General features: G+C 70.1%; 19 protein-coding genes and 2 pseudogenes. 12 read left to right on the top strand and 9 right to left on the bottom strand.

Features of this window, described 5'->3' with window-relative positions; all coding sequences use genetic code 11:
- The first annotated feature begins 40 nt into the window (after positions 1-40).
- Positions 41-898 (top strand): type I methionyl aminopeptidase, encoded by an 858-nt coding sequence (gene map / locus ACH4ZA_RS12725; RefSeq protein WP_319279258.1) that lies wholly within the window; start codon positions 41-43, stop codon positions 896-898.
- Between the two features lie 145 nt (positions 899-1,043).
- A complete protein-coding gene (locus ACH4ZA_RS12720; protein WP_398429336.1) occupies positions 1,044-1,691 on the top strand; it encodes a heme oxygenase (biliverdin-producing) in 648 nt (215 codons plus the stop codon).
- A 79-nt stretch (positions 1,692-1,770) separates the two neighbouring features.
- On the opposite strand, the gene ACH4ZA_RS12715 is transcribed toward ACH4ZA_RS12720, so the two are convergent.
- Both ACH4ZA_RS12715 and ACH4ZA_RS12710 read right to left on the bottom strand, forming a co-directional pair.
- Positions 1,771-1,977 (bottom strand): hypothetical protein, encoded by a 207-nt coding sequence (locus ACH4ZA_RS12715; protein WP_319279254.1) that lies wholly within the window; start codon positions 1,975-1,977, stop codon positions 1,771-1,773.
- A gap of 105 nt (positions 1,978-2,082) precedes the next feature.
- Positions 2,083-2,727, bottom strand: a complete 645-nt coding sequence (locus tag ACH4ZA_RS12710; RefSeq protein WP_319279253.1) for a PhzF family phenazine biosynthesis protein — start codon at positions 2,725-2,727, stop codon at positions 2,083-2,085.
- A 257-nt stretch (positions 2,728-2,984) separates the two neighbouring features.
- Between ACH4ZA_RS12710 and efeO the strand changes: the two genes are divergently transcribed.
- Genes efeO through ACH4ZA_RS12690 form a run of 4 tightly spaced genes read left to right on the top strand, consistent with a single transcriptional unit; the run spans position 2,985 to position 7,264 of the window.
- Positions 2,985-4,124 carry an iron uptake system protein EfeO gene (gene efeO, locus ACH4ZA_RS12705; RefSeq protein WP_398429334.1) on the top strand — a complete coding sequence of 380 codons (1,140 nt, stop codon included), beginning with the start codon at positions 2,985-2,987 and terminating at the stop codon, positions 4,122-4,124.
- Positions 4,125-4,150: 26 nt separating this feature from the next.
- On the top strand, positions 4,151-5,404 hold the full coding sequence (gene efeB / locus ACH4ZA_RS12700; protein WP_398429332.1) for an iron uptake transporter deferrochelatase/peroxidase subunit: 1,254 nt from the start codon (positions 4,151-4,153) through the stop codon (positions 5,402-5,404).
- 2 nt (positions 5,405-5,406) lie between these two features.
- The gene (gene efeU / locus ACH4ZA_RS12695) at positions 5,407-6,303 is read left to right on the top strand and encodes an iron uptake transporter permease EfeU (protein WP_319279250.1); all 897 of its coding nucleotides are present in this window, start codon (positions 5,407-5,409) and stop codon (positions 6,301-6,303) included.
- Positions 6,239-7,264 (top strand): hypothetical protein, encoded by a 1,026-nt coding sequence (locus ACH4ZA_RS12690; protein ID WP_319279249.1) that lies wholly within the window; start codon positions 6,239-6,241, stop codon positions 7,262-7,264. Before efeU ends, ACH4ZA_RS12690 begins: the two co-directional genes overlap by 65 nt.
- Positions 7,265-7,321: 57 nt before the next feature.
- On the opposite strand, the gene ACH4ZA_RS12685 is transcribed toward ACH4ZA_RS12690, so the two are convergent.
- The 3 genes from ACH4ZA_RS12685 to ACH4ZA_RS12675 form a co-directional block, all read right to left on the bottom strand.
- Positions 7,322-8,059: a bifunctional DNA primase/polymerase gene (locus ACH4ZA_RS12685; protein ID WP_398429331.1), complete on the bottom strand. Its 738-nt coding sequence runs from the start codon at positions 8,057-8,059 to the stop codon at positions 7,322-7,324.
- A 130-nt stretch (positions 8,060-8,189) separates the two neighbouring features.
- Entirely contained in the window at positions 8,190-8,822 is a 633-nt protein-coding gene (locus tag ACH4ZA_RS12680) for a TetR/AcrR family transcriptional regulator (RefSeq protein WP_398429330.1), read from the bottom strand.
- A gap of 178 nt (positions 8,823-9,000) precedes the next feature.
- On the bottom strand, positions 9,001-10,002 hold the full coding sequence (locus ACH4ZA_RS12675) for a Gfo/Idh/MocA family protein (RefSeq protein WP_398429328.1): 1,002 nt from the start codon (positions 10,000-10,002) through the stop codon (positions 9,001-9,003).
- Positions 10,003-10,089: 87 nt separating this feature from the next.
- Between ACH4ZA_RS12675 and ACH4ZA_RS12670 the strand changes: the two genes are divergently transcribed.
- The 4 genes from ACH4ZA_RS12670 to ACH4ZA_RS12655 all read left to right on the top strand — a co-directional run bounded on the left by ACH4ZA_RS12670 (position 10,090) and on the right by ACH4ZA_RS12655 (position 14,673).
- Entirely contained in the window at positions 10,090-11,364 is a 1,275-nt protein-coding gene (locus tag ACH4ZA_RS12670; protein WP_319279245.1) for a multidrug effflux MFS transporter, read from the top strand.
- A complete protein-coding gene (locus ACH4ZA_RS12665; RefSeq protein ID WP_398429326.1) occupies positions 11,325-12,485 on the top strand; it encodes a serine hydrolase domain-containing protein in 1,161 nt (386 codons plus the stop codon). Before ACH4ZA_RS12670 ends, ACH4ZA_RS12665 begins: the two co-directional genes overlap by 40 nt.
- A gap of 143 nt (positions 12,486-12,628) precedes the next feature.
- Complete coding sequence (locus ACH4ZA_RS12660; RefSeq protein ID WP_398429325.1) at positions 12,629-13,618, top strand: small ribosomal subunit Rsm22 family protein; 990 nt, start codon at positions 12,629-12,631, stop codon at positions 13,616-13,618.
- 575 nt (positions 13,619-14,193) lie between these two features.
- Positions 14,194-14,673, top strand: a complete 480-nt coding sequence (locus ACH4ZA_RS12655; protein WP_398429324.1) for a hypothetical protein — start codon at positions 14,194-14,196, stop codon at positions 14,671-14,673.
- 592 nt (positions 14,674-15,265) lie between these two features.
- Here ACH4ZA_RS12655 and ACH4ZA_RS12650 read toward each other — a convergent pair.
- A complete protein-coding gene (locus ACH4ZA_RS12650; RefSeq protein WP_319279239.1) occupies positions 15,266-15,532 on the bottom strand; it encodes a hypothetical protein in 267 nt (88 codons plus the stop codon).
- A 52-nt stretch (positions 15,533-15,584) separates the two neighbouring features.
- Positions 15,585-15,965: pseudogene (locus tag ACH4ZA_RS12645) on the bottom strand (hypothetical protein); the annotation flags it as partial.
- Between the two features lie 26 nt (positions 15,966-15,991).
- Here ACH4ZA_RS12645 and ACH4ZA_RS12640 point away from each other — a divergent pair.
- On the top strand, positions 15,992-16,354 hold the full coding sequence (locus ACH4ZA_RS12640; RefSeq protein WP_398429516.1) for a small ribosomal subunit Rsm22 family protein: 363 nt from the start codon (positions 15,992-15,994) through the stop codon (positions 16,352-16,354).
- Positions 16,355-16,728: 374 nt separating this feature from the next.
- On the opposite strand, the pseudogene ACH4ZA_RS12635 reads toward ACH4ZA_RS12640, so the two are convergent.
- Positions 16,729-17,067: pseudogene (locus tag ACH4ZA_RS12635) on the bottom strand (polymorphic toxin-type HINT domain-containing protein); the annotation flags it as partial.
- Positions 17,068-17,153: 86 nt separating this feature from the next.
- On the opposite strand from ACH4ZA_RS12635, the gene ACH4ZA_RS12630 reads away from it, so the two are divergent.
- Positions 17,154-17,639 carry a DUF5959 family protein gene (locus ACH4ZA_RS12630; protein ID WP_398429323.1) on the top strand — a complete coding sequence of 162 codons (486 nt, stop codon included), beginning with the start codon at positions 17,154-17,156 and terminating at the stop codon, positions 17,637-17,639.
- 92 nt (positions 17,640-17,731) lie between these two features.
- On the opposite strand, the gene ACH4ZA_RS12625 is transcribed toward ACH4ZA_RS12630, so the two are convergent.
- Positions 17,732-25,489 carry a polymorphic toxin-type HINT domain-containing protein gene (locus ACH4ZA_RS12625; RefSeq protein WP_398429321.1) on the bottom strand — a complete coding sequence of 2,586 codons (7,758 nt, stop codon included), beginning with the start codon at positions 25,487-25,489 and terminating at the stop codon, positions 17,732-17,734.
- Positions 25,490-25,870 lie beyond the last annotated feature (381 nt).

The following is a 25,870-nucleotide window of genomic DNA, read 5'->3' as shown; positions in this document are numbered from 1 at the left end:
TCGTCATGTTCCCCCATGGCCGCTCGTTAGACTCACTGGCATGTCTGGCCAGTCACTGCTCGTCCCGGGCGAGCTGTCCCCCATCCGTTCGGTGCCCGGAAACATCCGCCGGCCCGAGTACGTCGGCAAGCCCGCGCCGACGCCGTACACCGGGCCGGAGGTGCAGACGCCGGAGACGATCGAGGCGATGCGCCGGGCCGGCCGGATCGCCGCGCAGGCGATGGCGGAGGCGGCGAAACTGATCTCGCCGGGCGTCACGACCGACGAGCTGGACAGGGTGGCGCACGAGTACATGTGCGATCACGGCGCCTACCCGTCGACGCTCGGCTACCGCGGTTTCCCCAAGTCCCTGTGCACGAGCGTGAACGAGGTCATCTGCCACGGCATCCCGGACTCGACGGTGCTGCGCGACGGCGACATCGTCAACCTGGACGTGACGGCGTACATCGGCGGGGTGCACGGCGACAACAACGCCACGTACCTGGTCGGGGACGTGGACGAGGAGTCGCGGCTGCTGGTGGAGCGGACCCGGGAGTCCCTGGAGCGGGCGATCAAGGCGGTGCGGCCCGGCCGGCAGATCAACGTCATCGGGCGGGTCATCGAGTCGTACGCGAAGCGGTTCGGGTACGGGGTGGTGCGGGACTTCACCGGTCACGGGATCAACTCGTCGTTCCACTCCGGGCTGATCGTCCCGCACTACGACAGCCCGCACGCGACGACCGTCATCCAGACCGGGATGACGTTCACGATCGAGCCGATGCTGACGCTCGGCACCCACGACTACGACATGTGGGACGACGGCTGGACCGTGGTGACCAAGGACCGTCGGCGGACGGCCCAGTTCGAGCACACGCTCGTCGTGACGGACACCGGCGCGGAGATCCTGACGCTGCCCTAGTTGTATTGCCCTGACCGGCCGGCCGTGCGCCGGTGCGAGGCGAGACCCGTTCCCGACCGGGAGCGGGTCTTTTCTCGCCCACCTTTACCGACAGAGTGTCGGCAACATATTGACTTAGGCAAGCCTTACCCCGAAGGATGGGTGCATGGACTCGTTCTCGACTCTCATCCGTACGGCGTCCCACGAGCAGCACGTGGAGGCGGAGACCTCGACCTTCATGGGCGACCTGCTCGGCGGCAGGCTCGGGGTCGACGCCTACGCGCGCTACACCGAGCAGCTGTGGTTCGTGTACGAGGCGCTGGAGGCCGGTGCGGAGCGGCTGGCGTCCGATCCCGCGGCCGGGCCGTTCGTCCGGCCGGAGCTGTTCCGGCTCGCGGCGCTGGAGCGGGACCTGGCGCATCTGCGGGGCGCCGGCTGGCGCGAGGGCCTGTCGGCCCTGCCGGCGACCGAGGCGTACGCGGCGCGGGTGCGGGAGTGCGCCGAGCGGTGGCCCGCGGGCTACATCGCCCACCACTACACGCGGTACCTGGGCGACCTCTCGGGCGGGCAGATCATCCGCGACCGGGCGGAGCGGACGTGGGGCTTCGCCCGCAGGGGCGACGGCGTCCGGTTCTACGTCTTCGAGGAGATCGGCAACCCCGCGGCGTTCAAGCGCGGTTACCGGGAGCTGCTGGACGGGGTGCGCGCGGACGACCTGGAGAAGCAGCGGATCGTGAGCGAGTGCAAGCGCGCCTTCGCGCTGAACACCGCCGTGTTCCGGGAGCTGGGCGAGGAGTTCCCGCTCTCGGCGTGAGCCGGTCGCACGACGGGCCCCCTCGCTCGCGGAGCGAGGGGGCCCGTCGTGGTTCCCGGCCTGGCCGCCCGGCGTCAGGTCAGAAACGGTCGCAGTGCTTGCCGGCCCAGAAGATGTCGGCCGAGACCGTGTCGACCGCGCCGATGTACGGGCTGCAGACGCCCTTGTCCCCGCCGAAGTGGTGGTGGTGCTCGCGGGGACCCTCGTCGGCGGTGGCGGCCGTCGCGCCGGCGGCGGCGAGGGCGAAGCCGAGGACGGTGGCGGCGAGGACTGAACGGATGCGCATGGTGTTCCTCTCACGGGGCTGAGCGATCACGCCCAGTGGTCCCCGTTCCCCTCCGCGCGCACACGCCACACCACCCGTACGGACGCCGACGCCCAGCCGGAGGGCTCAACGTTCGAGGAACACGCGCCCGCCGATCTCCACCCAGCCGTACGGCTGGGGGGCCGTGAGGATCTGGGAGCCCGCGCCCTGGGTGATGTTCAGGGCCCGGCCGAGGCGCTCGGTGAGCAGCAGCGCCGCGGCGCCCGTCGCCTCGTCCTCCTCGATGCCGTCGTCCCGGCCGGGAAAGCCGCGGGCGCGGATCCGGCCCGCCGGCTCGTCCTCCCAGGCCCATGCGTAGATCCACTCACCCTTCGGCGGTACGGGCAGGTCGTCGACCTCGGCGGCGGTGGCGTACTGACGCAGGGTGCGCGGCGGGGCCCACTCGGCGCGCGCCTCGATCCAGGTGAACTCCCCGTCGAGCCGGGTGCCGACGACCCCGGCGGGCGTGACGAGCTCGGGCACGTCGAGCAGCCAGCCGACGCCGACGCACGGGTGGCCCGCGAACGGCAGCCGCGTGGTGGGCGTGTAGATGTCGATGACGCCGCGCTCGGGGTCGTCGACGAACACGGTCTCGCTGAAGCCGAGTTTGGCCGCGAGCTCCTGCCGGTCCTCGCGTTCGGGCAGCACCGAGCCCTCGCGCACCACGCCCAGTTCGTTGCCGTAGCCGCCGTTCGGCGCGCAGAAGACGCGGAGCACGTCGTAATCAGTCACCGGGGAATTGAAGCACTGCCGGCGGCCGCGCACGGCGATCCCGGCGACCCGGAAAACGGAATCTTTGAATCTCCTTTGACTGGTTCTTGACGTCCGTTTTGTAAGTTCGTGATCACCTCGTGCTCTTACAGCGTCCATGAGAGCTGAATCACGGTCCGGACGGGTATTACGCAGGTAAGCCTTGGATAAGTTAGGCGAGCCTCACCAATCCGTGTGAGCCCTGTCACGTGATTTTTCAGCCACCGCTGGGAGCCCGAATGCGAGCCGCCCGACTCTCCGTCGTCACCGCCGTCGCCATGGCGACGGCCCTGACCGCCGTCACGGCCTGCACCTCGAAAAGCGGGGACGAGGACGGCGAGCGGGTCATCGCGGTGACCGCCACCGACTCCAAGTGCGAGACCTCCAAGAAGGAGATCTCCGCGGGCCACGTCGAGCTCGCCATCGAGAACAAGGGCTCCAAGGTCACCGAGGTCTACATCCTCTTCCCGGACGACAGGGTCGTCAGCGAGCGCGAGAACATCGGCCCGGGCACCAAGCAGCGGGTCACCGCCGAGGTGAAGGCCGGCGCCTACGAGATCGCGTGCAAGCCGGGCATGAAGGGCGACGGCATCCGCCAGGACCTCAAGGTCACCGGCGGCTCCGCGGCCGAGCGCGATCCCCGTCTGGACAAGGCGGTGGCCGCCTACCGCTCCTACGCGCAGGCCCAGGCCGACGAGACGCTGCCCAAGGTCGCGACCTTCGTCGCGGCGGTCAAGGCCGGCGACCTCGAGGCCGCGAAGCGGGCCTACGCCCCCTCCCGCATCGGCTGGGAGCGCACCGAGCCGGTCGCGGAGAGCTTCGGCGACATCGACCCGAAGGTCGACGTCCGCGCCGACGGCCTGGAAGCCGGCCAGAAGTGGACCGGCTGGCACCGGCTGGAGAAGGCCCTCTGGCAGGACAAGAAGATCGGCGCCGAGGAGAAGACCCTCGCCGACCAGCTCGTGACCGACCTGACCGACTGGCAGAAGCGGGTCGGCAAGGCCGAGATCAGCCCGACCTCCATGGCCAACGGCGCCAAGGAGCTCCTCGACGAGGTCGCCACCGGCAAGGTCACCGGCGAGGAGGAGCGCTACTCGCACACCGACCTCGTCGACTTCAAGGCCAACGTCGAGGGCGCGCAGAAGTCGTACGAGCTGCTGAAGCCGGTCGCCCAGGAGAACGACCCGGCCCTGGTCACCGAGCTGGACAAGCAGTTCGCCGCGCTGAACGCACTGCTGGACGCCTACCGGCCGAACGCAACGTCCTACGAGTTCACCTCGTACGACAAGGTCGGCGCCGCCGACCGCAAGAAGCTGTCGGACGGGGTCAACGCGCTCGCGGAGCCCCTGTCCAAGCTCGCCGCCGCCGTCGCCAAGTAACCGAACAGCATCCGAGGGGTTAGGACATGACGGAGTCGGACATCCAGGGCGCCAGCCCGTCGCGACGGTCACTGATCGGCTGGGGCGGGGCCGGGCTCGCGCTCGGCGCCGCCGCGGCGGGCGGCGCGGTCGCGATGACCCGCACCGGCAACGACGTCGAACCGGTGGCAGCCGACGCGGGCGCCGCGGTCGACTTCCACGGCGCCAACCAGGCGGGCATCGCCACGCCCGTGCAGGACCGCCTGCACTTCGCCGCCTTCGACGTGACGACCACGGACCGCGCCGAGTTCGTCCAGCTGCTGAAGGACTGGACCGAGGCGGCCCGCCGGATGACGGCCGGGAAGGCGGTCGGCGAGGGCGCGTTCGGAGGCCTTCCCGAGGCGCCGCCGGACGACACCGGCGAGGCGCTGGGCCTCAAGCCGTCCCGGCTGACGCTGACCGTCGGCTTCGGGCCGTCCCTGTTCACCAAGTTCGACCTCGCCGCCCGGCGGCCCGACGCACTCGTCGACCTGCCCGCCTTCGCCGGGGACGCGCTCGACGCGGCCCGCAGCAACGGCGACCTGTGCGTGCAGGCCTGCGCGGACGACCCGCAGGTCGCCGTGCACGCGATCCGCAACCTGGCCCGGATCGGCATGGGCAAGGTCGTCATCCGCTGGTCGCAGCTCGGCTTCGGCAAGACCTCCTCCACCACGCCCGACGCGCAGACCCCGCGCAACCTGATGGGCTTCAAGGACGGCACCCGCAACATCGCGGGCACCGAGACCGACCGGCTGAAGAAGTTCGTGTGGGTCGGCGAGAAGGACGGTCCCGACTGGATGACGGGCGGCTCCTACCTCGTCGCCCGGCGCATCCGGATGCACATCGAGACCTGGGACCGCACCTCGCTGCAGGAGCAGGAGGACATCTTCGGCCGCGACAAGGGCGAAGGCGCCCCGGTGGGCAAGGCGAAGGAACACGACGAGCCGTTCCTGAAGGCGATGAAGCCCGACGCGCACGTCCGGCTCGCGCACCCCGACTCCAACCAGGGGTCGACGATCCTGCGCCGCGGCTACTCCTTCACCGACGGCACCGACGGTCTGGGCCGGCTGGAGGCGGGGCTGTTCTTCCTCGCCTACATGCGCGACGTGAGCAACGGATTCATCCGCATCCAGCGCCATCTGGCGACCGACGCGCTCAACGAGTACATCCAGCACGTGGGTTCGGCCGTCTTCGCCGTCCCGCCCGGCGTCCGCGACAAGGACGACTGGTGGGGCCGGACGTTGTTCTCCAAGGAGGCGTAGCCGTGTTCTCCAACTACCTGATCGGACTGCGCGAGGGCCTCGAGGCCAGCCTCGTCGTCTGCATCCTCATCGCCTACCTGGTCAAGACCGGCCGCCGGGACGCCCTGAAGCCGGTGTGGGCCGGCATCGCCGTCGCGGTGCTCATCGCCATGGCCTTCGGCAGCGTCCTCGAATTCGGCTCGCAGGAGCTGACGTTCGAGGCGCAGGAGGCGCTCGGCGGATCGCTGTCGATCGTCGCGGTCGGCCTGGTGACGTGGATGGTGTTCTGGATGCGGCGCACCGCCCGGCACCTGAAGGCGGAGCTGCACGGCAAGCTGGACGCGGCCCTCGCCATGGGCACCGGCGCGCTGGTCGCCACCGCGTTCCTCGCGGTGGGCCGGGAGGGCCTGGAGACGGCCCTGTTCGTGTGGGCGTCGGTGCACGCGGCCGGCGACGGCACCCCGCGCCCGCTGATCGGCGTGGCACTGGGCCTCGCGACGGCCGTCCTGCTCGGCTGGCTGTTCTACCGCGGAGCGCTGCGGATCAACCTGGCGAAGTTCTTCACCTGGACGGGCGGCATGCTCGTCGTGGTGGCCGCCGGCGTGCTCGCCTACGGCGTCCACGACCTCCAGGAGGCCGACTGGTTCCCGGGTCTGACGGACAAGGCCTTCGACGTCAGCGACACGATCCCGCCCGACAGCTGGTACGGGACGCTGCTGAAGGGCGTGTTCAACTTCCAGCCCGATCCGACGGTCGTCCAGGTCACGGTGTGGCTGCTCTACCTGATCCCGACGCTCGCGCTGTTCCTCGCCCCGGTAGGGTTCGCCTCCGGGAAGGGGAAGGTGAAGTCACCTGATGAGCAGGGAACGCAGCCTCACGACGCTCGGGGCTCCCAGCAGGCGCAGGCTCCGAAGGCGTGACCGGTACGCACTGACCGCGGCCTCGCTCACCGCCGTCTCGCTCCTGGCGAGCGGCTGCGTGGTGGTCCACGGGGAGCGCGAGGTGCTCCCCGGCGCCACGGCGAAGGAGGCCGCGCAGGCGGTCGACCGGTTCACGTCCGCGTACAACAAGGCGGACGCGGCGTACGACGCCTCCCTGGACGCCGAGTACACCGCCGGCGCCCTGCGGGCCATCGACGCGGCGCGTCTGAAGGCGGGACGCGTCAACAACCCGAACGGCAACCCCGAGCACAAGCCGCTGGTGCTGTCGGACGTGTCGTACACGATCCCCGAGAAGGCCGGCTGGCCGCGCTGGTTCGTCGCCGACGCCAAGGGCAACAAGGGCGGCGACGCGCGCTGGCTGCTGGTGTTCACCCGCGACGCGCTGTCCCAGCCGTGGCAGGCGACCTACCTGACGCTGGTGGCGCCGGGCTCGCTGCCGGCGTTCGCGAAGGACGAGGACGGCTGGGCGCAGGCGGTGCCCGCCGACACCTCCCGGCTGGCGCTCGCGCCCGGGGACCTGAGCCAGGACTACGCCACGTACCTGCAGAGCGGCGGCGGCCCCTTCGCTGACGGCTCGTACACCAGCGCGCTGCGCGCCACCCGCACGAAGAACGCCAGCCGGCCGGGGCTCGCGACGCAGTACATCGACGAACAGCTCACCGAGGGCGACTACGCGCCGCTGGCGCTGCGCACGACGGACGGCGGGGCGCTGGTGTTCTTCACCACGCACCACTACGTGAAGCAGACGGCCGCGGCGGGCGCCGCGGTGCCCACCCCGAACCAGAGCGTGCGGGCGCTGACGACGGGTGAGATCAAGCAGTCGCTGACGATGGAGTTCGTCGCCAACGAGGTCGCCCTGGCCCCCGCGAAGGGCTCCGCCGGCGGGAGGGTGTCGCTGCTCAGCCGGCTCGAGGGGCTGACGGCGGCGAAGGGCGAGTGACGCGCCGCCGCACGGCGCGGAGGGGGCCGGGGACGGGCTCGGCGACGGCCCGGGCCCTCAGCGGTGCAGGGGCCAGGCGCCGGCGCTGTGGTCCGGCGTCTCGCCGGCATGGCGGGCGCACGCGTCGGTGAGGATCTCCAGGAGCGTCAGCGGGTCGGGCAGCGGGTGCTCGGGGCCGCGCAGCCAGTGCACGCTCTGGCCGTCGTCGCCGGGCAGCCGGGCGGGCGGCACGAGGACGTAGGAGCCCCGGCAGTGCCAGCGCAGGCCGGGGTGCTCGTCCATGGTCTCGGGGTGGCAGTCCAGCTCGCAGGGCCACCACTCGTCCTCGTCCTCGGGGGTGCCGCGGGTGAGGGTGAAGAAGAGCAGCCGTCCGTCGTCGCTGACGGCGACCGGGCCGACGTCGACGCCGGCGTCCAGCAGCCGTTCGAGGGCCGCCCGGCCGGCGTCCAGCGGCACGTCGAGGACGTCGTGCGTGCTGCCGGTGGCGGTGATGAAGTTGGCCTGCGGCTGATGGCGGGCCCAGCGCTCGATCTGGGCGCGGTCGGTGGTGGACTGCGTCTGCCAGGCGAACGACACCGGGTGCCGGCCGGGGGTCGGACAGCCGACCCGGTCGCAGGAACAGCCGTATCCGGGGGCCGGATGTGCGGCGGGCGCGAGCGGCAGACCCGCTCCGGCGGCGGCCAGCAGCAGTTCCTCGCGGCCGCCCTCGCCTGCGGTTTCCGTCGGGCCGCTGGTGCGCAGCCACCCCGACATCCTGCCCCACAGGCCGGTCCGGCCGCCGAACTCCGCGCTCATCTGTCCCCTCGCCTCGCCGTGGTGCGGACAGCATGCCTCATGGTCCCACCATCCTGCGCATCGGGGGGCCGGAGCCGTGAATCGGGGCAGGTGGTACGGGTGGGGCCAGAGTGGCCCATGTGGTGCTCGCTCACCGAGGGGCGAGGCCGTGCAGGGCGTGGTCGACGAGGGCGTCGGTGTACTCGTAGGAGATCGGGCCGGTGTACTGCAGCCAGCGCTGGGCGAGCGGCGAGACGAAGAACTCCAGGGCGATGCGCAGGTCGACGTCGGCACGGACCTGACCGGCTTCCTGGGCGGCGCGCAGCCGGTCCGCGTAGAGCCGCAGGGACGGCTCCAGGAGCTTCTCGGTGAACTCGCGGCCGACCTTCTCGTCCACCACGCCCTCGGCGGCCAGCGCCCTGGAGGGCGCTTCGAACCTGGGGTCCCCGAGCTGGTCGACGGTGGCGCGCAGCACGGTCTTGAGGTCGGCCGCGACATCGCCGGTGTCGGGGATGGCGTACGGCTCGTGCTCCGCCGCCCCCGCCTCCCGCGCCGCCTGTTCGCCGAGGTCGAGGAAGGCTTCCAGCAGGACGTCGGCCTTCGATCCCCACCAGCGGTAGATGGTCTGCTTGCCGACGCCGGCCCGGGCGGCGATGCCCTCGATGGTGGTCTTCGGATAGCCGACCTCCGCGACGAGGGCGAGGGCGGCGTCGTAGATCGCGCGCCGGGACCGTTCGCTGCGGCGGGCGGTGTCGGGGGCCGGCTTTCCGGGCTGGGTGACCATGCCCCGACGGTACCAAGCGGGTGAGACGGTCCGTCTCGGGAACCACCGCCCACCGGGGCGGGGCGGGGCTTTCCCGGCGGAGGTTCCGGCTCGGCGGGGGCTCGGCCTTCCCGGCCGGGCTCGGGCGGGCTCGGGCGGCTCGGGCGGGCTCGGGCGGCTCGGGCGGGCTCGGGGGCTGTCAGGCGTTCTCGCCGGGGTAGCGCACCCCGATGCGCTCGCGGACGGCGTCCAGGGTCCGCATCACGGCGAGGCTGCCGTCGAGCGGGACGAGCGGGGACTCGGTCTCGCCCGCCCGCAGGGCGCGCATGACCTCGCGGGCCTCGTGCCGGAACGTGGTGCGGGGTCCGTCGGCCGGGTCGGCGGCGAACTCCTCGGGATCGTGCCCGGCGCGGTGCAGGACGATCCGGTCGGGGTGGAAGAAGCCGGCCGGAACGTCGATGCGGCCCCGGGAGCCGGTCACCGAGGCGGTGGTGCCGGTGCCGCCGGAGACGGAGCAGTGCAGTGCGGCGAGCGCGCCGGAGTCCCAGGACAGGGCCAGCGCGGTCTGCAGGTCGACGCCCTCCGCGGACAGGACGGCCCGGGCGGCGATGCCCGACGGCTCGCCGAGCAGCAGGTGGGCGAAGGAGACCGGGTAGACGCCGAGGTCGAGGAGGGCGCCGCCGCCCTGGGCGGGGTCGCGCAGCCGGTGCGAGGGCGGGAAGGGCCCCTCCAGGCCGAAGTCGGCCTGCACGGTGCGGACATCGCCGATCGCGCCGTCGTCCACGAGGGCCTTCAGGCGGCGGATGACCGGGTTGCAGTACATCCACATGGCCTCCATGAGGAAGCGGCCGCCCGACCGGGCCAGCCCCACCAGTTCCTCGGCCTCGCGCACGTTCAGCGTGAACGCCTTCTCGCACAGCACGTTGCGCCCCGCCTCGAGGCAGAGTCCGGCGGCGACGCGGTGGGCGGCGTGCGGGGTGGCGACGTAGACGACGTCGACGTCGTCGTCGGCGGCGAGGGCGGCCCAGTCGCCGTAGGCGCGGGGTATGCCGAACCGGTCCGCGAACGCCTTCGCGGAGGCCTCGGTGCGCGAGGCGACGGCCACGACCTCGGCGTCGGGCAGGTCGATCAGGTCCGCCGTGAACGCGGCGGCGATCCCGCCGGTCGCCAGGATGCCCCACCGCACCGTGTCCGTCGTCATACCGCGCCCCGCCCTCGTGCCGTCCCAGCAGTGTGTTCGAGCTGAGAGCATAGGTGGCCGAGACGTAGGAGAGGGAGGGGCGACCGTATGCCGGAGGGTGGGGCCGTGCACCAGGCGCCGGACACGGCCGTGGCGCCGCCGGTGCGGGAGCGACGCCGGACCGGACTGCTCGTCACGCTCGTGCTGGGCGGTCTGACGGCCACTCCCCCGCTGTCGATGGACATGTACCTCCCGGCGCTGCCGGAGGTCACCCGCTCGCTGCACGCCTCCGCCTCGACCGTGCAGCTCACGCTGACGGCGTGCCTCGCCGGAATGGCTCTGGGACAGCTGGTGGTGGGGCCGATGAGCGACCGGTGGGGGCGTCGGCGTCCGCTGCTCGCCGGGCTCGCGGTGTACGTCGTGGCGACCGTGCTGTGCGCGCTGGCGCCGACGGTGGAGACGCTGGTCGGGTTCCGGCTGGTGCAGGGCCTCGCGGGCGCGGCCGGGATCGTGATCGCGCGGGCCGTGGTGCGTGATCTGTACGACGGCGTGGCGATGGCCCGCTTCTTCTCCACCCTGATGCTGATCTCCGGGGTCGCCCCGGTGGTGGCGCCGCTGATCGGCGCGCAGATCCTGCGGGGCACGGACTGGCGGGGCGTGTTCGTGCTGCTCGCGGCGGTGGGGCTGGCGCTGGCCGTGCTGGTGTGGACCAGGCTGCCGGAGACGCTGCCCGCCGCCGGGCGGCACGAGGGCGGAGTGGGCGAGGCGCTGCGCGCGATGCGCCGGCTCCTGTCCGATCCGCCCTTCGCGGGCTACCTGCTGACGGGCGGTTTCGCCTTCGCCGCGCTGTTCGCGTACATCTCCGCCTCGCCGTTCGTGGTCCAGGAGATCTACGGGGCCTCCCCGCAGACGTTCGGCCTGCTGTTCGGCGCGAACTCGGTCGGGCTGGTGCTGATCGGCCAGCTCAACGGCAAGGTGCTGGTGGGCCGGGTGCGGCTGGACCGGGTGCTGGCCGTCGGGCTGGCGACGGTGACGGTGGCCGCGACCGCACTGCTGCTCCTGACGACCGGCGTGTTCGGCGAGGTCGGCCTGGCCCCGGTGGCCGTCGCGCTGTTCGTGCTGATGTCCGCGATGGGCGTCACCCTGCCCAACGCCCAGACGCTCGCCCTGATGCGCGTGCGGCACTCCGCCGGCTCGGCCTCGGCGCTGCTGGGCACGTCGTCCTTCCTCATCGGGGCGATCGCGTCCCCGCTCGTGGGTGTCGCCGGCGAGCACACCGCCGTCCCGATGGCCGTCGTCCAGTTGACGGCGGTGCTGGTGGCGGCGGCCTGTTTCGTGATGTTGTGCCGTCCCTGGCATGCGGGAACGGAGGAGGAGAGCTGAGCACCCCGAAACTGCGCGTCGGCACACCGGAGCGGGCCGGCCTCGACCCCGAGGAGACGCGGCTGCTCGTCCGCGACGTCGTGGACGTCACCGCCGGGGACCGCCCGTGGGCGGCGGGCGCCGTGGTGGTCGCCGGGCGCGGCCCGGTGATCGCGGTGCGGGAGGCGACGGGATGGGCGGTGCGGTACTCGGCGTACGATCCGGCGGCCGACGCGGGCGTGGAACTGCCCGCCGGGGAGCGGGTGCCGATGACTGTGGACACGCCCTTCGACCTGGCGTCCCTCACCAAGCTGTTCACGTCGGTCGCGGCGGTCCAGCAGATCGAACGCGGCACCCTCGGCATCGACGCGCTCGTCGGCGCCTATCTGCCGGACTTCCGCGGAGCCGCCGAGCACGGCGTCACCGTCCGCCAGCTGCTCACCCACACCTCCGGGCTGCGGCCCGAGCTGCCCCTGTACGACCGCGCCGGCGTCGCGGAGCGGATGGCGATGCTGCGCGCGGAGGCCCCGGCGGGCGAGCCGGGCGAGTACCTGTACTCCGACCTGAACATGCTGCTGCTCCAGCAGCTCCTGGAGCGGCTGACCGGCCGCACGCTCGACGTCCTCGTGCAGGAGGGGATCACCCGTCCGCTGGGGATGACGGCCACCGGGTTCGGCCCGTGCCCCGGCGCGGCGGCCACCGAGGACCAGCGGCGGCCGTGGGCGAAGGCGGACCGGGGGATGCTGCGGGGCGCGGTGCACGACGAGAACGCGTGGGCGCTGGGCGGGGTGGCCGGTCACGCGGGGCTGTTCTCCATCGGCGACGACCTGGCGGTGTTCTGCCGGACGCTGCTGGCGGGCGGCTCGTACGGCACCGCCCGCATCCTCGGCCCCGACTTCGTGGAGCTTCTGCTGACGCCGCCGGGGCTGGGGTTCGCGGTGGACCAGCCGTGGTTCATGGGCGAGCTGGCGGGCGACGGCGCGGCCGGCCACACCGGTTTCACGGGGACGTCGCTGGTGCTGGACCCGGCGACGGACACGTTCGTGGTGCTCCTGGCGAACACGGTCCACCCGGTGCGCCGCCCGCCGGACAACTCGCCACGAGCACTGGCGGGGACGCGGATGGCGATGGCGGTGCGGTAGGAGCGCCTGCGGATATGGGCGGCGCTGGGCAAGGTAAGCCCGTCCGGCGTTTGAGGACGAGGCCCCTTCAGGGCCGAAGCGGGGTCCGGGGGCGGCAGCCCCAGGGAGGGCGGCGCTGACACCGGGTGCCTCATAATCGCCGGGTGAACGTCTCCGTATCCGCCGCCGAAGCCCTCCGCACCGCGCTTGGGGAGCTCCTCGACGGGCTGCCGCCCAGGCAGGCCGCGCAGGCCGTCGACCGGCTCATCGCCAGCTACCGGGGCGCCACCCCCACCGACGCGCCCATCCTGCGCGACCGCGCGGACGTGGCGGCCTACGCCGCGTACCGGATGCCGGCGACCTTCGAGGCGGTGCGCTCGGCGCTGGAGGCGTTCGCGGACGCGGTCCCGCGGTGGACGCCGGGCAGCCATGTGGACGTCGGCGGCGGCACCGGCGCCGCGACCTGGGCGGTGAGCGCGGTCTGGGAGGGCACACGCCCGGTGACCGTCCTCGACTGGGCGGAGCCCGCGCTCGCCCTCGGCCGTGAGATCGCCGCCGCCAACCCGGCGCTGGCGGAAGCCCGTTGGCAGCGTGCCCGGATCGGATCGGCGCTCGCCCTGGACCCGGCGGACCTGGTCACCGTCTCCTACGTCCTCAACGAGCTGCCCGCCGCCGACCGCGCCGCCCTCGTGGACGCCGCCGCGTCGGCCGCACAGGCCGTGGTGATCGTCGAGCCGGGCACCCCCGACGGCTACGCCCGGGTGATCGAGGCCCGTGACCGGCTGATCGGCGCCGGTTTCCGGGTGGCCGCGCCCTGCCCGCACAGTGCGGCCTGCCCGATCGTTCCCGGCACGGACTGGTGCCACTTCTCGGCGCGGGTCAGCCGTTCCTCCCTGCACCGACAGGTCAAGGGCGGCTCACTGCCGTACGAGGACGAGAAGTTCAGCTATGTGGCGGCCGCGCGCTTCCCGGTCTCCCCGGCCCCGTCCCGCGTCGTCCGCCGTCCTCAGATCCGCAAGCGCCAGGTGCTCCTCGACCTGTGCGAGACCGAGGAGCGGCTGAGCCGCACGACGGTGACGAAGAGACACGGCGACCTCTACCGGGCCGCCCGGGACGCCGACTGGGGGGACGCCTGGCCGCCGGCCGACGACTGACCCGGCCGGGAGCCCTGAGCCCCCTGCTCGAAGAAGGACCCCGTTCTCCGCCTCTCGTAGGCGGGTTCGGCTCTCGCCATCCAGGCGTCGACGTCCATGACGTCCTCGACCTTCGCCGTCACAGTCACAACCTCCGGTAGACGCGCCACTCAAAGGTGTTCCCATCGGATCGATGCCCCCGACACACCGGTCTCTGCCCGAAGTGAAGCGCTACGCACTCCTCGACCAGGTCATGGGGTTCGTAGGCGGCCTGCGTCACACGGTCCGCGGGCTTCACCCTCGTAGAGGGCTGCGTTCGCTTCCGTCGCGGCGAAGACGTCAAGCGAGAAGAAGGGTCTCCCCGAACAGTGAACCCGATTCGTCCATAACTGTTGCGTCCACCGGAATCACGCGAAACTCCCGGTGACCGAGGAGATCCTTCCAGCACCAGCAGGTCGACGCTCGGAGGGGCAGGCTTCGCTCCCCGTCGGAGGCGCCGCGCCGACAGCCCGTTTCTGGCCACCTGTAGAGCAGCGCCCGGACCGCTACCCGCTACCCGCTACCCGAGCCAGGACATCCGAGCTACTGTGGATGTTATGCCGACGGCCTACGAGGACGTACCCTTCAGCGAGCTGCTCCACCACCCCGCTGCCACCGCCCGGCGCCTGGACGTGGTCCGCGCACTACGCCTGCGCCGACGCGACGCGAGAGACCTGGCGCTCATTCGCGCCGACCAACTGGCGCAGGACTCCACCGTGGTCGACTTCACCGCCCGCCTGCTCGCCGGGCTGGTCCGCACCGAGAACACCGCCGCGCTGCGACAGGCCCTGCCTGATGCCCTGCCCTGGTCGGTCTTCCTCCCGGAGGACGACGTCGAGGCGATGCTCGGCGAGCTCGTGGACACCGCCCGCGGCGCTGCCGCGCTGGAGAACCTGGCCCCCATCGCGCTGCTGCTCGCCCAGTGGCGGCACAGTGCCGAGATCTACGCCGACCCGGCCCTGCACGACTTCCTCACCCGCGAGCCCGACGGCGACCTCGGCCCTGTCCCCGTACCCGAGGGCGAGACCGCCGAGTGAGCCCCAAGCGCGGTGACCGCGCGGCCCCACCCTCGGTCGGCGACGAATTCGACCTGCGCTTCGCCAACACCGAGGCGGCCAACGGCTGAGACCACCTCTCTCGCCACGCCGCAGGCAACCTCCGCCGCGCCTTCGACAAGATCCGATCCGCCCCGCGAGCCGCCGACGACCCCGAGCGCCACCACCGCCTCAAGGGCAAGCTCGGCTCCGCAGTCTGGAAAGGGCAGACGCTGGAGCGCTGGCAGTACGAGGTCACCGGCGGCGGCCGCATCTGGTACCTCGTCGACGACGCCAACCGCACCGCCTGGATCACCTACGCAGGCACCGGACACCCCAAAGCCACCGACTGATCACCCTTCACCTCCATCCGCCTGCCGTGTCCACGATCAGCGGTCGCCGTCGCCCCTGCCGTCAGACAGTTCAGACCAGATACAGCGTCTCCCGCTGTTCCAGGGAAACTGGCCATGCCGGCAGGGAATCGGTGAGGTCCATGCCCAGGTCGTTGTCGCGGCGGCACTGGAGGAGGAGGCCGCCGTGGTCGTCGTTGAGGCTTTGGCGCGTTCGGGTCGTCGTAGCACTCGGCGGTCCGGCCTCAGCCCGGAAAATCTTCGCCGAACACCGACGGTGGAAGTCGCGGCACCTCAGCAAGCCCTGCGCACTCGAGCCAACGGGCGATCTCGCTGCCGTGGGTCCCAGACCCGGTCGCACGTGCGACGTTCGCACTCGCGTCAAGGTTTTCCTCGCCATTACGGCAGACCAAGTGCAGCGGCCAGACAGGGAACGTGCCGGGACCGTTGTCGAACGGCGTCCAGTTCCACGGTGCGCGATATTCCCACATGCGCCCCTCGCTGTCGGCCACTTCATCACCGTCCGCCAGGAAAGCATACGGACGGAAGATCAATTGTGACTCGATCGGCTCCACTGGCCGCGCCAGACGCCCTCCCCGCCGAGGGGCCGGAGCAGGACAGCCGACCCAGCGGGTCATAGGTGAAGCACTGCCGCTCCTCGATGCCGAGGGAGCCCTCCTTGACGGAGGTGACGTTGCCGGACGAGTCGTAGGTGTACGACCGGTCGGAGACCAGCCAGGGGTTGTTCGGGTTCTGGTCGACCAGGGAGGTGTCCCCGGGCTTCTCGCGGAAGACCGACTGCTGCTTGAGCTCGCCGCTGGACTCGTCGAACGTGTTCTGCGTCCACACCCGGTAGGGCTGGGCGCCGAGCGTGGAGCGCAGCACCTGACCGTAGGGGTCGTAGACGGTCTCCGAGCCGTACCAGTCCTTGCCGGAGACGGAGATCCGCAAGGGCCAGGTCCCTCCTCGACCTGTGCGAGACGGAGGAGCGGCTCAGCCGAACGACGGTGACGAAGCGGCACGGGGACTTCTACAAGGCAGCGCGGGACGCGGACTGGGGAACGCCTGGCCGTCGGAGGGCCTGTGAGTCCGGAGCCGGCCTGCGCCTGAGCTCGCCAAACACCCGAGGGGCCTCACCAGAATCGATTCCGGTGAGGCCCCTCGGTCATTCATGTGACCCGCGAAGGACGGGCTGGCAGGCAGGAACCCCGCCCGGCCTTCTCAGCTATTCGGCCCGGGCACGCACGAGGGCTTCGGTGACGGTGCGCAGGGCCGCCTTCAGCCTCTCCCGCTCGTCGCGCACCTGGTCGACCTTCTTCCCGGACGCCTGGTAGGCGGTCTTGAACGCGACCCAAGCCTCGTAGGCCACGAGCAGCCCCTCGGAAGCGGCCCGCCCTCGCTCGAACTGTTGCTGGAACCCCAGGGGAGGGTCATGACTCCCGATCCACAGTTCGAGCCGAGCATGCTCGGCCATGTACTGCGCGGCGAGTTCGACCACGTCGTTTCCGACGATGTTGCTGCCGATCACCCGCACACCGAGGTTGAGGGCCGGCGACGCCGTCGGTGCGTGCAGAGGCTCGGGCACCTTGCTGGACGGCGGCTGCTCTTTCAGCCAGTCCCATTCACCTGCCATTACAACCTCCTCCGCGGAAAGTCCGTTTCCAGGAGCCAGCTTGCGATTTCCATCGAGGTCGAAACGGGCATTTCGTAGCCGCCGGCCGGCGGCTTTCTGGGCCGTCCAACGGTCGACCGCCGTGATCTGGACGTACGTGCCCGCACTGGTCCGCAGCCACTCGCCGGACTTGAGGTCCGTGGCGTTCACCCATGCGCCGAGCTCCGGGACCCAGAAGGGGTGGCCGTCGGTCGCGGTGACCTGGGCCGTCTTCGTGCCGGCCTTGCCGTCGACGTCGATCGTGACCTTGACCAGGTGCTTCAGGCCCTGGCCCTTGATCTCCGCCGTGACCGTCTCGACACGGGTCTCACCGGTCTTCGGGTCGGTCGCGACGACCTTGTCGCCGGTCTTGACCTGCTCGATCGACTTCGTGGTCTCTGCGAGCTTCTTCTCTCATTACTCATAGGCTGGGGCAGCCGCACAGCAACCCGTTAGGCCGCGTCAGGGACATCGTCAGTAAAATGTCGGACATGGCGCATGTAGACGGACCCACAGACTTGATCAGACTTTCGGATGACGATTCCAGCCTTCGCGTTTGCGTGCTCGGTCGACGAACGCCGGAGGTACTCCCCCTGCATGACTTGCTGGATGCAGAGATCTTGGTGGAGACCAGCTTCATCCATGGACGCCTAAGCATCTGTTTCTATCCAGCGAATCTGGAAGAGTGGTCTCGATGTCTCGCCGCGCTTCGCGCAGGTCAGGATGTCGAATGGCTCAACCAAGGAAACGGGCCGACGATCAGAGTCGAGTGGCCCGAGGACAATGACGAGATCGTACTCATACATGTACAGGACGCTTCCGGCTCAGGCGCGTCAGCGAGCATCCCCATCGTCCTGGAAAGCGACTGGATCCAACAACACCAGGAACTCCTTGACACTGTGAGGCAGACCTGGCCGAGTGAGGTGCTGGTGACGTCACCAGGCGCGTATGAATGGGACCGAGGCTGAATGAACAGATGCTGAACAAGCTGACAGGAAAAACGGCGAGGGCGGAGCCTCATCACGAGGTTCCGCCCTCGCCGTTCCCTCATCTCGAACGACTACTGGAAGAAAGTCTGCCCCATGGACCACCCGTTGTCATCGAAGGCTTCGAGGGTGATGGCATGCGGCACATTACTACCCGGTAGATAATGTGGTGTTGCCGAGTACATGATGGTATTCCTGCCCTGGGCGACATGCGCCACGACCAGCTTCTCGAATTCATTCATCGGACCATTGTCGATGGCTGCCGTCGTCCTGACGAAGTTTTCCGGAGTATTCCCGGATCCACCCAGCGCCTGCGGGAGGAGGTGGCCACGGGCGTCACCATTATCTCCACTCACAAAGCCCGGAGGTTTCATGCGCCTCGACGCCTTGGTTCCCATGTCGGCATCGACCATTTCCGGAGTGACGATCGCGGTGACTCCGGAGCGTCGCCCATCAGACGAAATGCTTCCATAGTCGATCTCACCACCACAGTTATGGACGAGGACCGACGTCCCGACCGCCGCCACGTAGTACGTGTGGACGTCACCGACGGTCAGGTTGTGAACTGTCGCGCCGCGGCTCGTCCAGCGCTGGACCGAGCTGACCTGGACGTACGTGCCCGCACTGGTCTGCAGCCACTCGCCGGCCTTCAGGTCCGTGGCGTCGACCCACTTACGGAGTGCCGGGACCCAGAAGGGGTGGCCGTCGGTCGCGGTGACCTGGGCCGTCTTCGTGCCGGCCTTGCCGTCGACGTCGATCGTGACCTTGACCAGGTGCTTCAGGCCCTGGCCCTTGATCTCCGCCGTGACCGTCTCGACACGGGTCTCGCCCGTCTTCGGGTCGGTCGCGACGACCTTGTCGCCAGCCTTGACCTGCTCGATCGGCTTCGTGGTGCCGTCGGCCATCAGGACCTTGGTGCCCGGCACGAAGCTGTTGCTCACCGGGCAGGAGCCGCCACCCTCGGCCTTGCCCGAGCCGCCGCTGCCGCTGGAGCCGCCGTTGCTCTTGGAGGAGCCGCCGGACTTGCCGCCGGGCTTGGAACCTCCGCCGCCGCCCTTTCCGCCGCCGCCGTGGGACGAGACCTTCGGGGCTGCCTTGGACTGGGCCTGCTTCTGGACTCGGTTGCCGGTCTTTCTGGCTGCGGCCGCCGCTCTGTCGGCTGTTCGTTTGGCTGCTTCGGCCGCCTTCTTCTTCGCTCTCTGCGCCGCGAGTTTCTTGGCTCGCTCGATCGCGAGTTTCTTCGCTCTCAGCGCCGCGGCCTCGGCGGCCTTCGCCGCCTTCAGGACCAGCTCGGCCGCCTTCTTCGCCGCTCGGAACGACTCGATCGCCTTGATCGTGCGGTTGACGGCCTTGATGACGGACGGGATCTTGCCGAGCTTCGTCCACGGGATCGCGTCGACGGCGATGCCGACACAGGACCACATGTCACCGCCGAAGCACGCCATCGCGTCGTTGATGCCGATGAAGTCCTTCAGCGTCTCCCATGCCACGGCCAGGATCACCGAGGTCAGGGACTTGCCCATCATCGACTGGGCCTGCGCGACCTGCGCCGCCGACAGACCCGCGCCCGCCAGTGCCGCGGCCCGCTCGGAGGCGGACAGCGAGATGGCCAGACCCGTCGGGTCGGACATCGTCACCGGGTTGTTGTGCGCGTAGGCGTAGCCGTTGGACTGCAGGAGGTCGTTGAGGTCCAGGACCGGGTCGGCGGACAGGAAGCGTCCGACCACCGGGTCGTAGAGGCGGGCGCCCAGCGGCTGGTAGCCGGAGGCGTCGTCCTCGGTGGCGCCGAGGAACCCGGCGTGGGTCTGCCGGTTGACGCCGGCGGTGTCGACGCCGCGCTGGTTGCCGAACGGGTCCTGCTTGCGGATCCGCACCGGCATCTCGCCGCTCATGGCGATCTCGGCGTAGGTGCTGCCCTGATGGTCGCTCGTCAGCGCGACCAGGTTCTCGGGGCCGTTGCCGTAGGCGTAGCGCATGACCGCTCCGCCGGGGGCGGAGTAGGTGCGCTGGGTGTTGACCAGGACGCCGCCCCGCTGGACGGTGACCTCGGTGTCGCCCAGGTGCAGCGTGGCCTGCTTGCCCTTGATCGTCAGCAGGCGGGAGCCGTCGGGGCCGTAGAGGTGACGGGTGTCGTTCTGCGGCGCCCACTGCTGCTCGGCCTTCGCGGTGTCGCAGGCGGCCAGCACGATCGGGGTGGAGTTCGCCGAGTTCGCGCCCTGCACCGCCAGGCACAGGTTCGACGCGGCGTGGATGAGCTGGCCGGAGGTGTTCCGCTTGAGCTCCTGATCGGCCGAGCCGTTGCACTTCTGCACCTGGACCGCGGACCCCACCGTGCCCGCGGCCGGCTGCACACACCACTTGTCGTAGACGTTCAGCGTGCCCCGGTCGCGGTCGGTCTGCGTCGTGCCCGGGGTGGGGGTGAAGCGCCAGTTCTGTGCCTCTGACGCGTTGCAGGCGTACAGCTGGATCGCCGTCGCGGTGGCCGGAACACCGCTCTTGAGGTCGAGGCACTTGTCGGCGAGGCCCACGTACGGGGTCTTGCCGCCGGTGCCCTGGCCGGTGATGCGGTCGACTTGCCCGTCGTAGGTCCAGGACAGTGACTGCTTGTCGCCGTTCTCGACAGAGGTGACGGTCTTGGTCTCGCCGGTGAGCTCGTACAGACGCTCCGCCTCCGCCTTGACCTGTGCGCCGGCCGGCGTGGTGTAGGTCTTCGACACCTTGGTCAGCGTGTGCGGCTGGGTGCTGTCGGCCTTGCCGTAGGCGTAGGTGGTCGTGGCGTCCTTGGCGGCCGCGCCGGTGAGGTCCTTCTCGGTGAGCTTCTTGCGGTTGCCGAGCAGGTCGTACTCGTACTCCTGCCAGTAGCCGGAGTTGTCCTTGCCGGCGGCGACGTTGAGCGTGCCGTCGCTGTTCTTCGGCGCGGTGCAGGCGCTCTGGTCCTTGGAGGTCCAGGCCGACTTCAGCTGACCCAGCGGGTCATAGGTGAAGCACTGCCGCTCCTCGATGCCGAGGGAGCCCTCCTTGACGGAGGTGACGTTGCCGGACGGGTCGTAGGTGTACGACCGGTCGGAGACCAGCCAGGGGTTGTTCGGGTTCTGGCCGACCAGGGAGGTGTCCCCGGGCTTCTCCCGGAAGACCGACTGCTGCTTGAGCTCGCCGCTGGACTCGTCGAACGTGTTCTGCGTCCACACCCGGTAGGGCTGGGCGCCGAGCGTGGAGCGCAGCACCTGGCCGTAGGGGTCGTAGACGGTCTCCGAGCCGTACCAGTCCTTGCCGGAGACGGAGAGCGGCTTGCCGTCCTTGTTGTAGCGGACGACGAGCTTCTCCTCGGCGAACCGGCCGGCCTTCGGGAGGGTCGACTCCTCCAGCACTCCGTCGTCGCTGTACTTGTAGGAGTACTTGTACGTCGTGTCCAGACCCCAGGTGTCCTTGAGGGACTGCGGCAGGGTCAGGGTGGTGGAGGTCGGCTGGTAGTCCTTGTTGTAGCCGTCGACCTGCTGGGTGTAGGCCTCGTTGTCGGTGTAGCGGGTGGCGGTGTGGGGCATGCCCTTGCCGCCGGGAGCCAGGTCGTAGGTGTAGCCGGCCAGGAGCGGGCCGTCCGCGGTGTTCAGGTGCTGTTCGGTGGGCCGGGACAGCAGGTCGTAGTTGTTCCAGACGTCGATGCCGCGGGCGTTCTTGGTGTGGAGCACGCGGTCGTACTTGTCGTACCACGTCGAGGTGGTGCCGGTGTCCGGGTCGGTGGCGGTCGTCTGACGGCCGCGGTTGTCGTAGGTCCACGTCCACGGGTGCGTGCTGTCGACGGTGTGGTACGCCATCACCATCTGGCCGCGCGTGTCGTAGTCGTACTTCATCGACGTGAAGCCGCCGGGCGCGTCCTGGTTGAACGTGTCCACCCGCTTGGTGCGGCCGAGGGCGTCGGTGTAGACGCGGTAGTCGGAGGTGCCCTGCGGGTTGTCGACCTTGGACCAGTCCAGGCCGTACTCGTAGCGGGTGGCCCGCGCCGGGACCGGCTCCGACCTGGACTCGCCGGTCAGCGGGTCCGCGACCTTGAGGACCGGCATCTCCTCCAGCACACGGCCGGAACCGTCGTAGGAGTAGCGTGTGATGTTCGGGACGGCCGTGTCGCTGACCGGGGTGAACAGCTCGCCCGGTTTGGCCTCGTGGGTCAGGTAGGCGTTGTTGGTCTGCCACACCTCACCGGAGCTGTTGTACAGCGTGTCGGTGATGAGGTTGCCGCCGCCGTCCGCCTCCTCCTGTGTCTGGCGCTCGCGGCCGAGACCGTCGTAGAGGGTGACGGAGGTCTCGATGCGGTCGTTGTACCCGCGCGAGTAGGTGGTGACGTAGGAGGGCTTGCGGTCCTCGCCCTTCTTGTACTCCGGGATGGTGTAGACGGCCCGGAAGTCCGGCACGGCCGAGTCGGAGGGCGCCCGGTCCGCCGCCCAGGCCTTCAGAAGACGGCCGAGCGGGTCGAACTCGGCCTGCGTGACGTGGTTGTTGGCGTCGGTCGTCTTCAGGGTCGTGCCGCGGCCCGGTTCGACGTCGCGGGTCTCGGAGTGGCCGACGGCGTTGGACTGGACGACCTGGAAGACCTGTCCGAAGTTCGGCTTGTAGGTGAGGGTGCCGGCGGTCTTGTAGTCGCGGTCAGTCATCCGGGTGACCCGGCCGACGTCGTCGAACTCCGTGGTGCCGTTGGTCTGCCAGCCGGTGCCGGCGCCGTTCAGCGACCAGGACTCGGTGGCCTCGCCGAGCGTGCCGGAGCTCAGGGCGGCGCCGTAGGCCTGCCCGTCGTACGCGGTGCGGGTGCCGCCGGTGAGCGTGGACAGGTCGGCGAAATCGGCGGCCGCGCAGGTGGTCGGGGAGACCAGGACCTGCCTGGACAGGCCGATGAGGTTCTTGGCGGTCTGGTGGACGTACTCGGACCTGGTGCAGGACTCGTCACCGGTCTTGCCGGTGTCGCCGAGCGACTCCACCAGGGTGGGCAGACCGTATGTCGGCTCGTAGGTGGTGTTCGTCCTGACGACCCGCTCGGTGCGGGTGTCGTCGCTGTTGGTGCCGGAGGACTTGGTGTACGCGATCTCGGCGGGCTCGGTGACGCGCCAGGCGTACAGCGGATCCAGGCCGTCGTCGCGGTCGCGGTGGGCCAGTTCGGTGGCGACCGGGACGGTGACGCTGCGCGAGACCCAGTCGGTGTCGGCGGCGTTCGCCTCGTCGTAGTCGAGTTCCTCGGCGATGCGGCCGGCGAACGCCTCACGGTCCTTGGCGATCTCGACCCCGGCGATGTCCTTCATCGACACGGTGTCGCCCATGCCGCGGAAGTAGCGGGTGACTGCCTTGGAGCGCTTGGAGTTGATGTCGTCGTTGTCGGCGCCCGTGATCACCGTGGTCTGCTCGACGCCGGCGAACTGCGAGTACGTGCGGGTGGACTTCTTGGTGAACTCGCCGTCGGCGAGCTTCCAGCCCGGGTTCTTGTACTCGTACGCCGTCTTCGTCGCGAACGCGCCGTCGACGTTGGGCAGCTCCTCGATGGAGTCCACCACGTACTTGTGGAACCAGTCGATGGCCTCGGCCTCCGGGTCCGGAGACCAGAAGCTCGGGTAGCACAGCCGGGTGTTGGCCTTCAGGCCCGCCTTGTCCGTCTTGCCCGGCAGGCCCGTGCCGGTGGCGCAGTCGCCCGCGGCCGGCTTGTAGGTGACGACGGTCTCGCCGCCGTACTCGTTGATGACACGCCCGATCCGCGGCCGCGAGAACCCCGGACGCGGGTCGTTCGGACGCATCACCCGGTTCGGCATGTCCTCGGCGTTGGACTCGAAGCGCACCGCGTTGAGCGCGGCGCTCTTGCCGTCGCGGTCGTAGCCTGTGCGCCGGACGGACTCCAGCCACAGGGCGGTGTTCGGGCTCGGACCGGCCTTGAAGACCGGGAAGTTCTGCGTGAGGGCGTGCTTGTCCACCAGTTGACGCGCGGTGGTCGACGTCTTGCGCTGCGCCTCGGTGGTGATCTCCGTCAGACGCTTACGGCTCCAGAACGACGGACCCGCGTTCCAGCACTTCGTCTTGTACGTCGTGGTGACCGGCTTGCAGTTCAGGTCGGCCGGAGTGTCGTACCAGATGCGGTACTTGCCCGGGTCCTTGTCCTCGAAGTTCGCGTCCGAGCACGCCAGGCCCCCCTCGGGCAGACACCGCTCCTCGACCTTGAACCGGACGGAGGCCGCAGCGGTCGCCGAGAACAGGGTGCCGGCGCGCTGACCGTAGTCGATGTGGTCCAGCCAGCCGTCGCGGTCGTAGACCACGGGCTTCTTGAAGTCGAAGTTGCGCGCGTAGTAGTTCTGCGCCTTCTGCCACCACAACGACATCGCGTTGCCGTGGACGTCCTCGACGTAGTCCAGGTTCCAGCGCCAGCCCTGCGTGCAGGCCGACGCCTTCCAGTCGCCCGCCTTGTAGCAGTCCTCGCCGTCGTGGTTGCCGTACACCGGCACCGTCAGCGTCGAGTTCGTCACCGGCTGACCCGCGCTCCAGTTCGGCAGTCTGTTCCTGCCGAAGTGGTACTTCGTCCCGTCACGCGTCGTGACGATCCAGTACTCGCCCTTGTACGCGCCGTTGCCCGACGACTCGTCCTGGACCCGCTGGATCCGCGAACCGTCCCCGTTGGCCGTCAGCCACGTGCCCCGGTCCTTGTCCCAGACCAGCTCCGTCGTCATCCCGCCGAGCGACAGCGTCGCGTTGTCCGAGCCCCAGCACAGATCCGCGGTGCGGTGCGTCTTGTTGTTGGAGCCCTCCTTCTTGGAGTCCTCACGGCAGTTGGCGTACGTCCGGGTGATCGAACCCGGGTTGTAGTCCCAGCCGTCGCCGATCCAGGAAGCCTGGTTGTTCGTCGCCGACGTGCGCCCGTCGACCGACTGCGACGAGTAGCCCAGCGACACCTTCGGCATCAGACCGCCGGCGGTCTCCGGCACCTGCACGTCATAGGAGTAGGTGAACGCACCCGACGACGAGCCCGCCGCCCACGAACCGGACGACAGCAGCGGCGAGGCGGTGAAGTCGCCGGAGGCCGAGGCCCCGGTGTCCATCGCACCGACCACCTGCGGACCGGAGGCGTCCACCACCGGCAGCGCGTCGCCGGCGCGGAACGACGCCGTGCGCGCCGAGGCGCCGGACGTCGTCGAGCCGGCGTTCCCGCCCAGCAGACCCGAGACCGGAACCGCGCCGGTGAGGACCTTGCGGGTCGCGGACTTCTTCGCCGCGGTCGTCCTGGTCGGCGCCTCCTTGGCGGGGACGACCTCGACCGAGCTGCGCAGCCGCTGGGGCTGCTTCTCCGTCCTGCCCGACATCGTCGTCACGCCGGCGTCCGGAGCGCAGTCACCTGTGTCCGGCGCGTCCATGACGCAGCTCGGCAGCAGCACCAGACCGAAGCGCTCGGCGGCCTGCGGACCGTAGAGGTCGGCGAAGCCGGTCGTGTCGACGTCGATCGCGACCTGCGCGGCCGGATCGGCATCGGCCGGCGGCGTGACCTTCATGATCATGCCGGACACGTTCGCGTCCTGCGACGCGCTCGGCGCCGCCAGGTCGACCTTCCACGTGCCGTCGAGCGCGGCCGGATCGCCGCCCTCGGGCACACCCAACGCGATCGGCAGATCCTCCACGGGAACCGTCGTGCCGGGCGCGGTGTCCGCCTTCAGCGTCGCGACGCCCGTGTCCCCGGCCCACGGCGTCACCGCAATCGGCGCATACGGGTCGATGGGGACCTCGGGCGCGGTGGTGAGGTTCTTCTCCGCCTCCTCGTCCGCCGGCAGCGCCGTGCTCTCCGGCAGCTCGGGGAGCTTGACCTCTTCACGCGTCATGCCGGGGCCCGGTATCGCCCACGCCTGCGCACTCAGACTGCTGACCAGCAAGGCGGAGGACAAAAGAAGGACGGTCGCCACACGGCTCTGCCGGCGGCGCCGTCGTTGTGACTCCGTCCTGACCGGGCGCGACCGCCCCAGCCACGACGGCGGACTTTTAGCACGCATACGCGTCGACCCCACCAAAGCATGCAAGAAAAACGACAGAGGAGTCCCAAACCTTCTGTCATGCCCCCCGCATCATTCAAGATCCGTCACCGGGGGCTCCCGGAGCGTGATGTGATCCGCCTCACGGGATGAGAGTTGACTGATCGTCACCTAAAGGGATAAGTCGTCAAGATCGCGATTACCCGTACCTATGACCGCACTTTCGGTGATCGA

Origin of the sequence: Streptomyces sp. NPDC020597 (assembly GCF_044335095.1) — a bacterium.
Lineage (GTDB): Bacteria > Actinomycetota > Actinomycetes > Streptomycetales > Streptomycetaceae > Streptomyces.
Note: the sequence above shows the minus strand (reverse complement) of the source record. Positions and strands in the feature narration are given on the sequence as shown.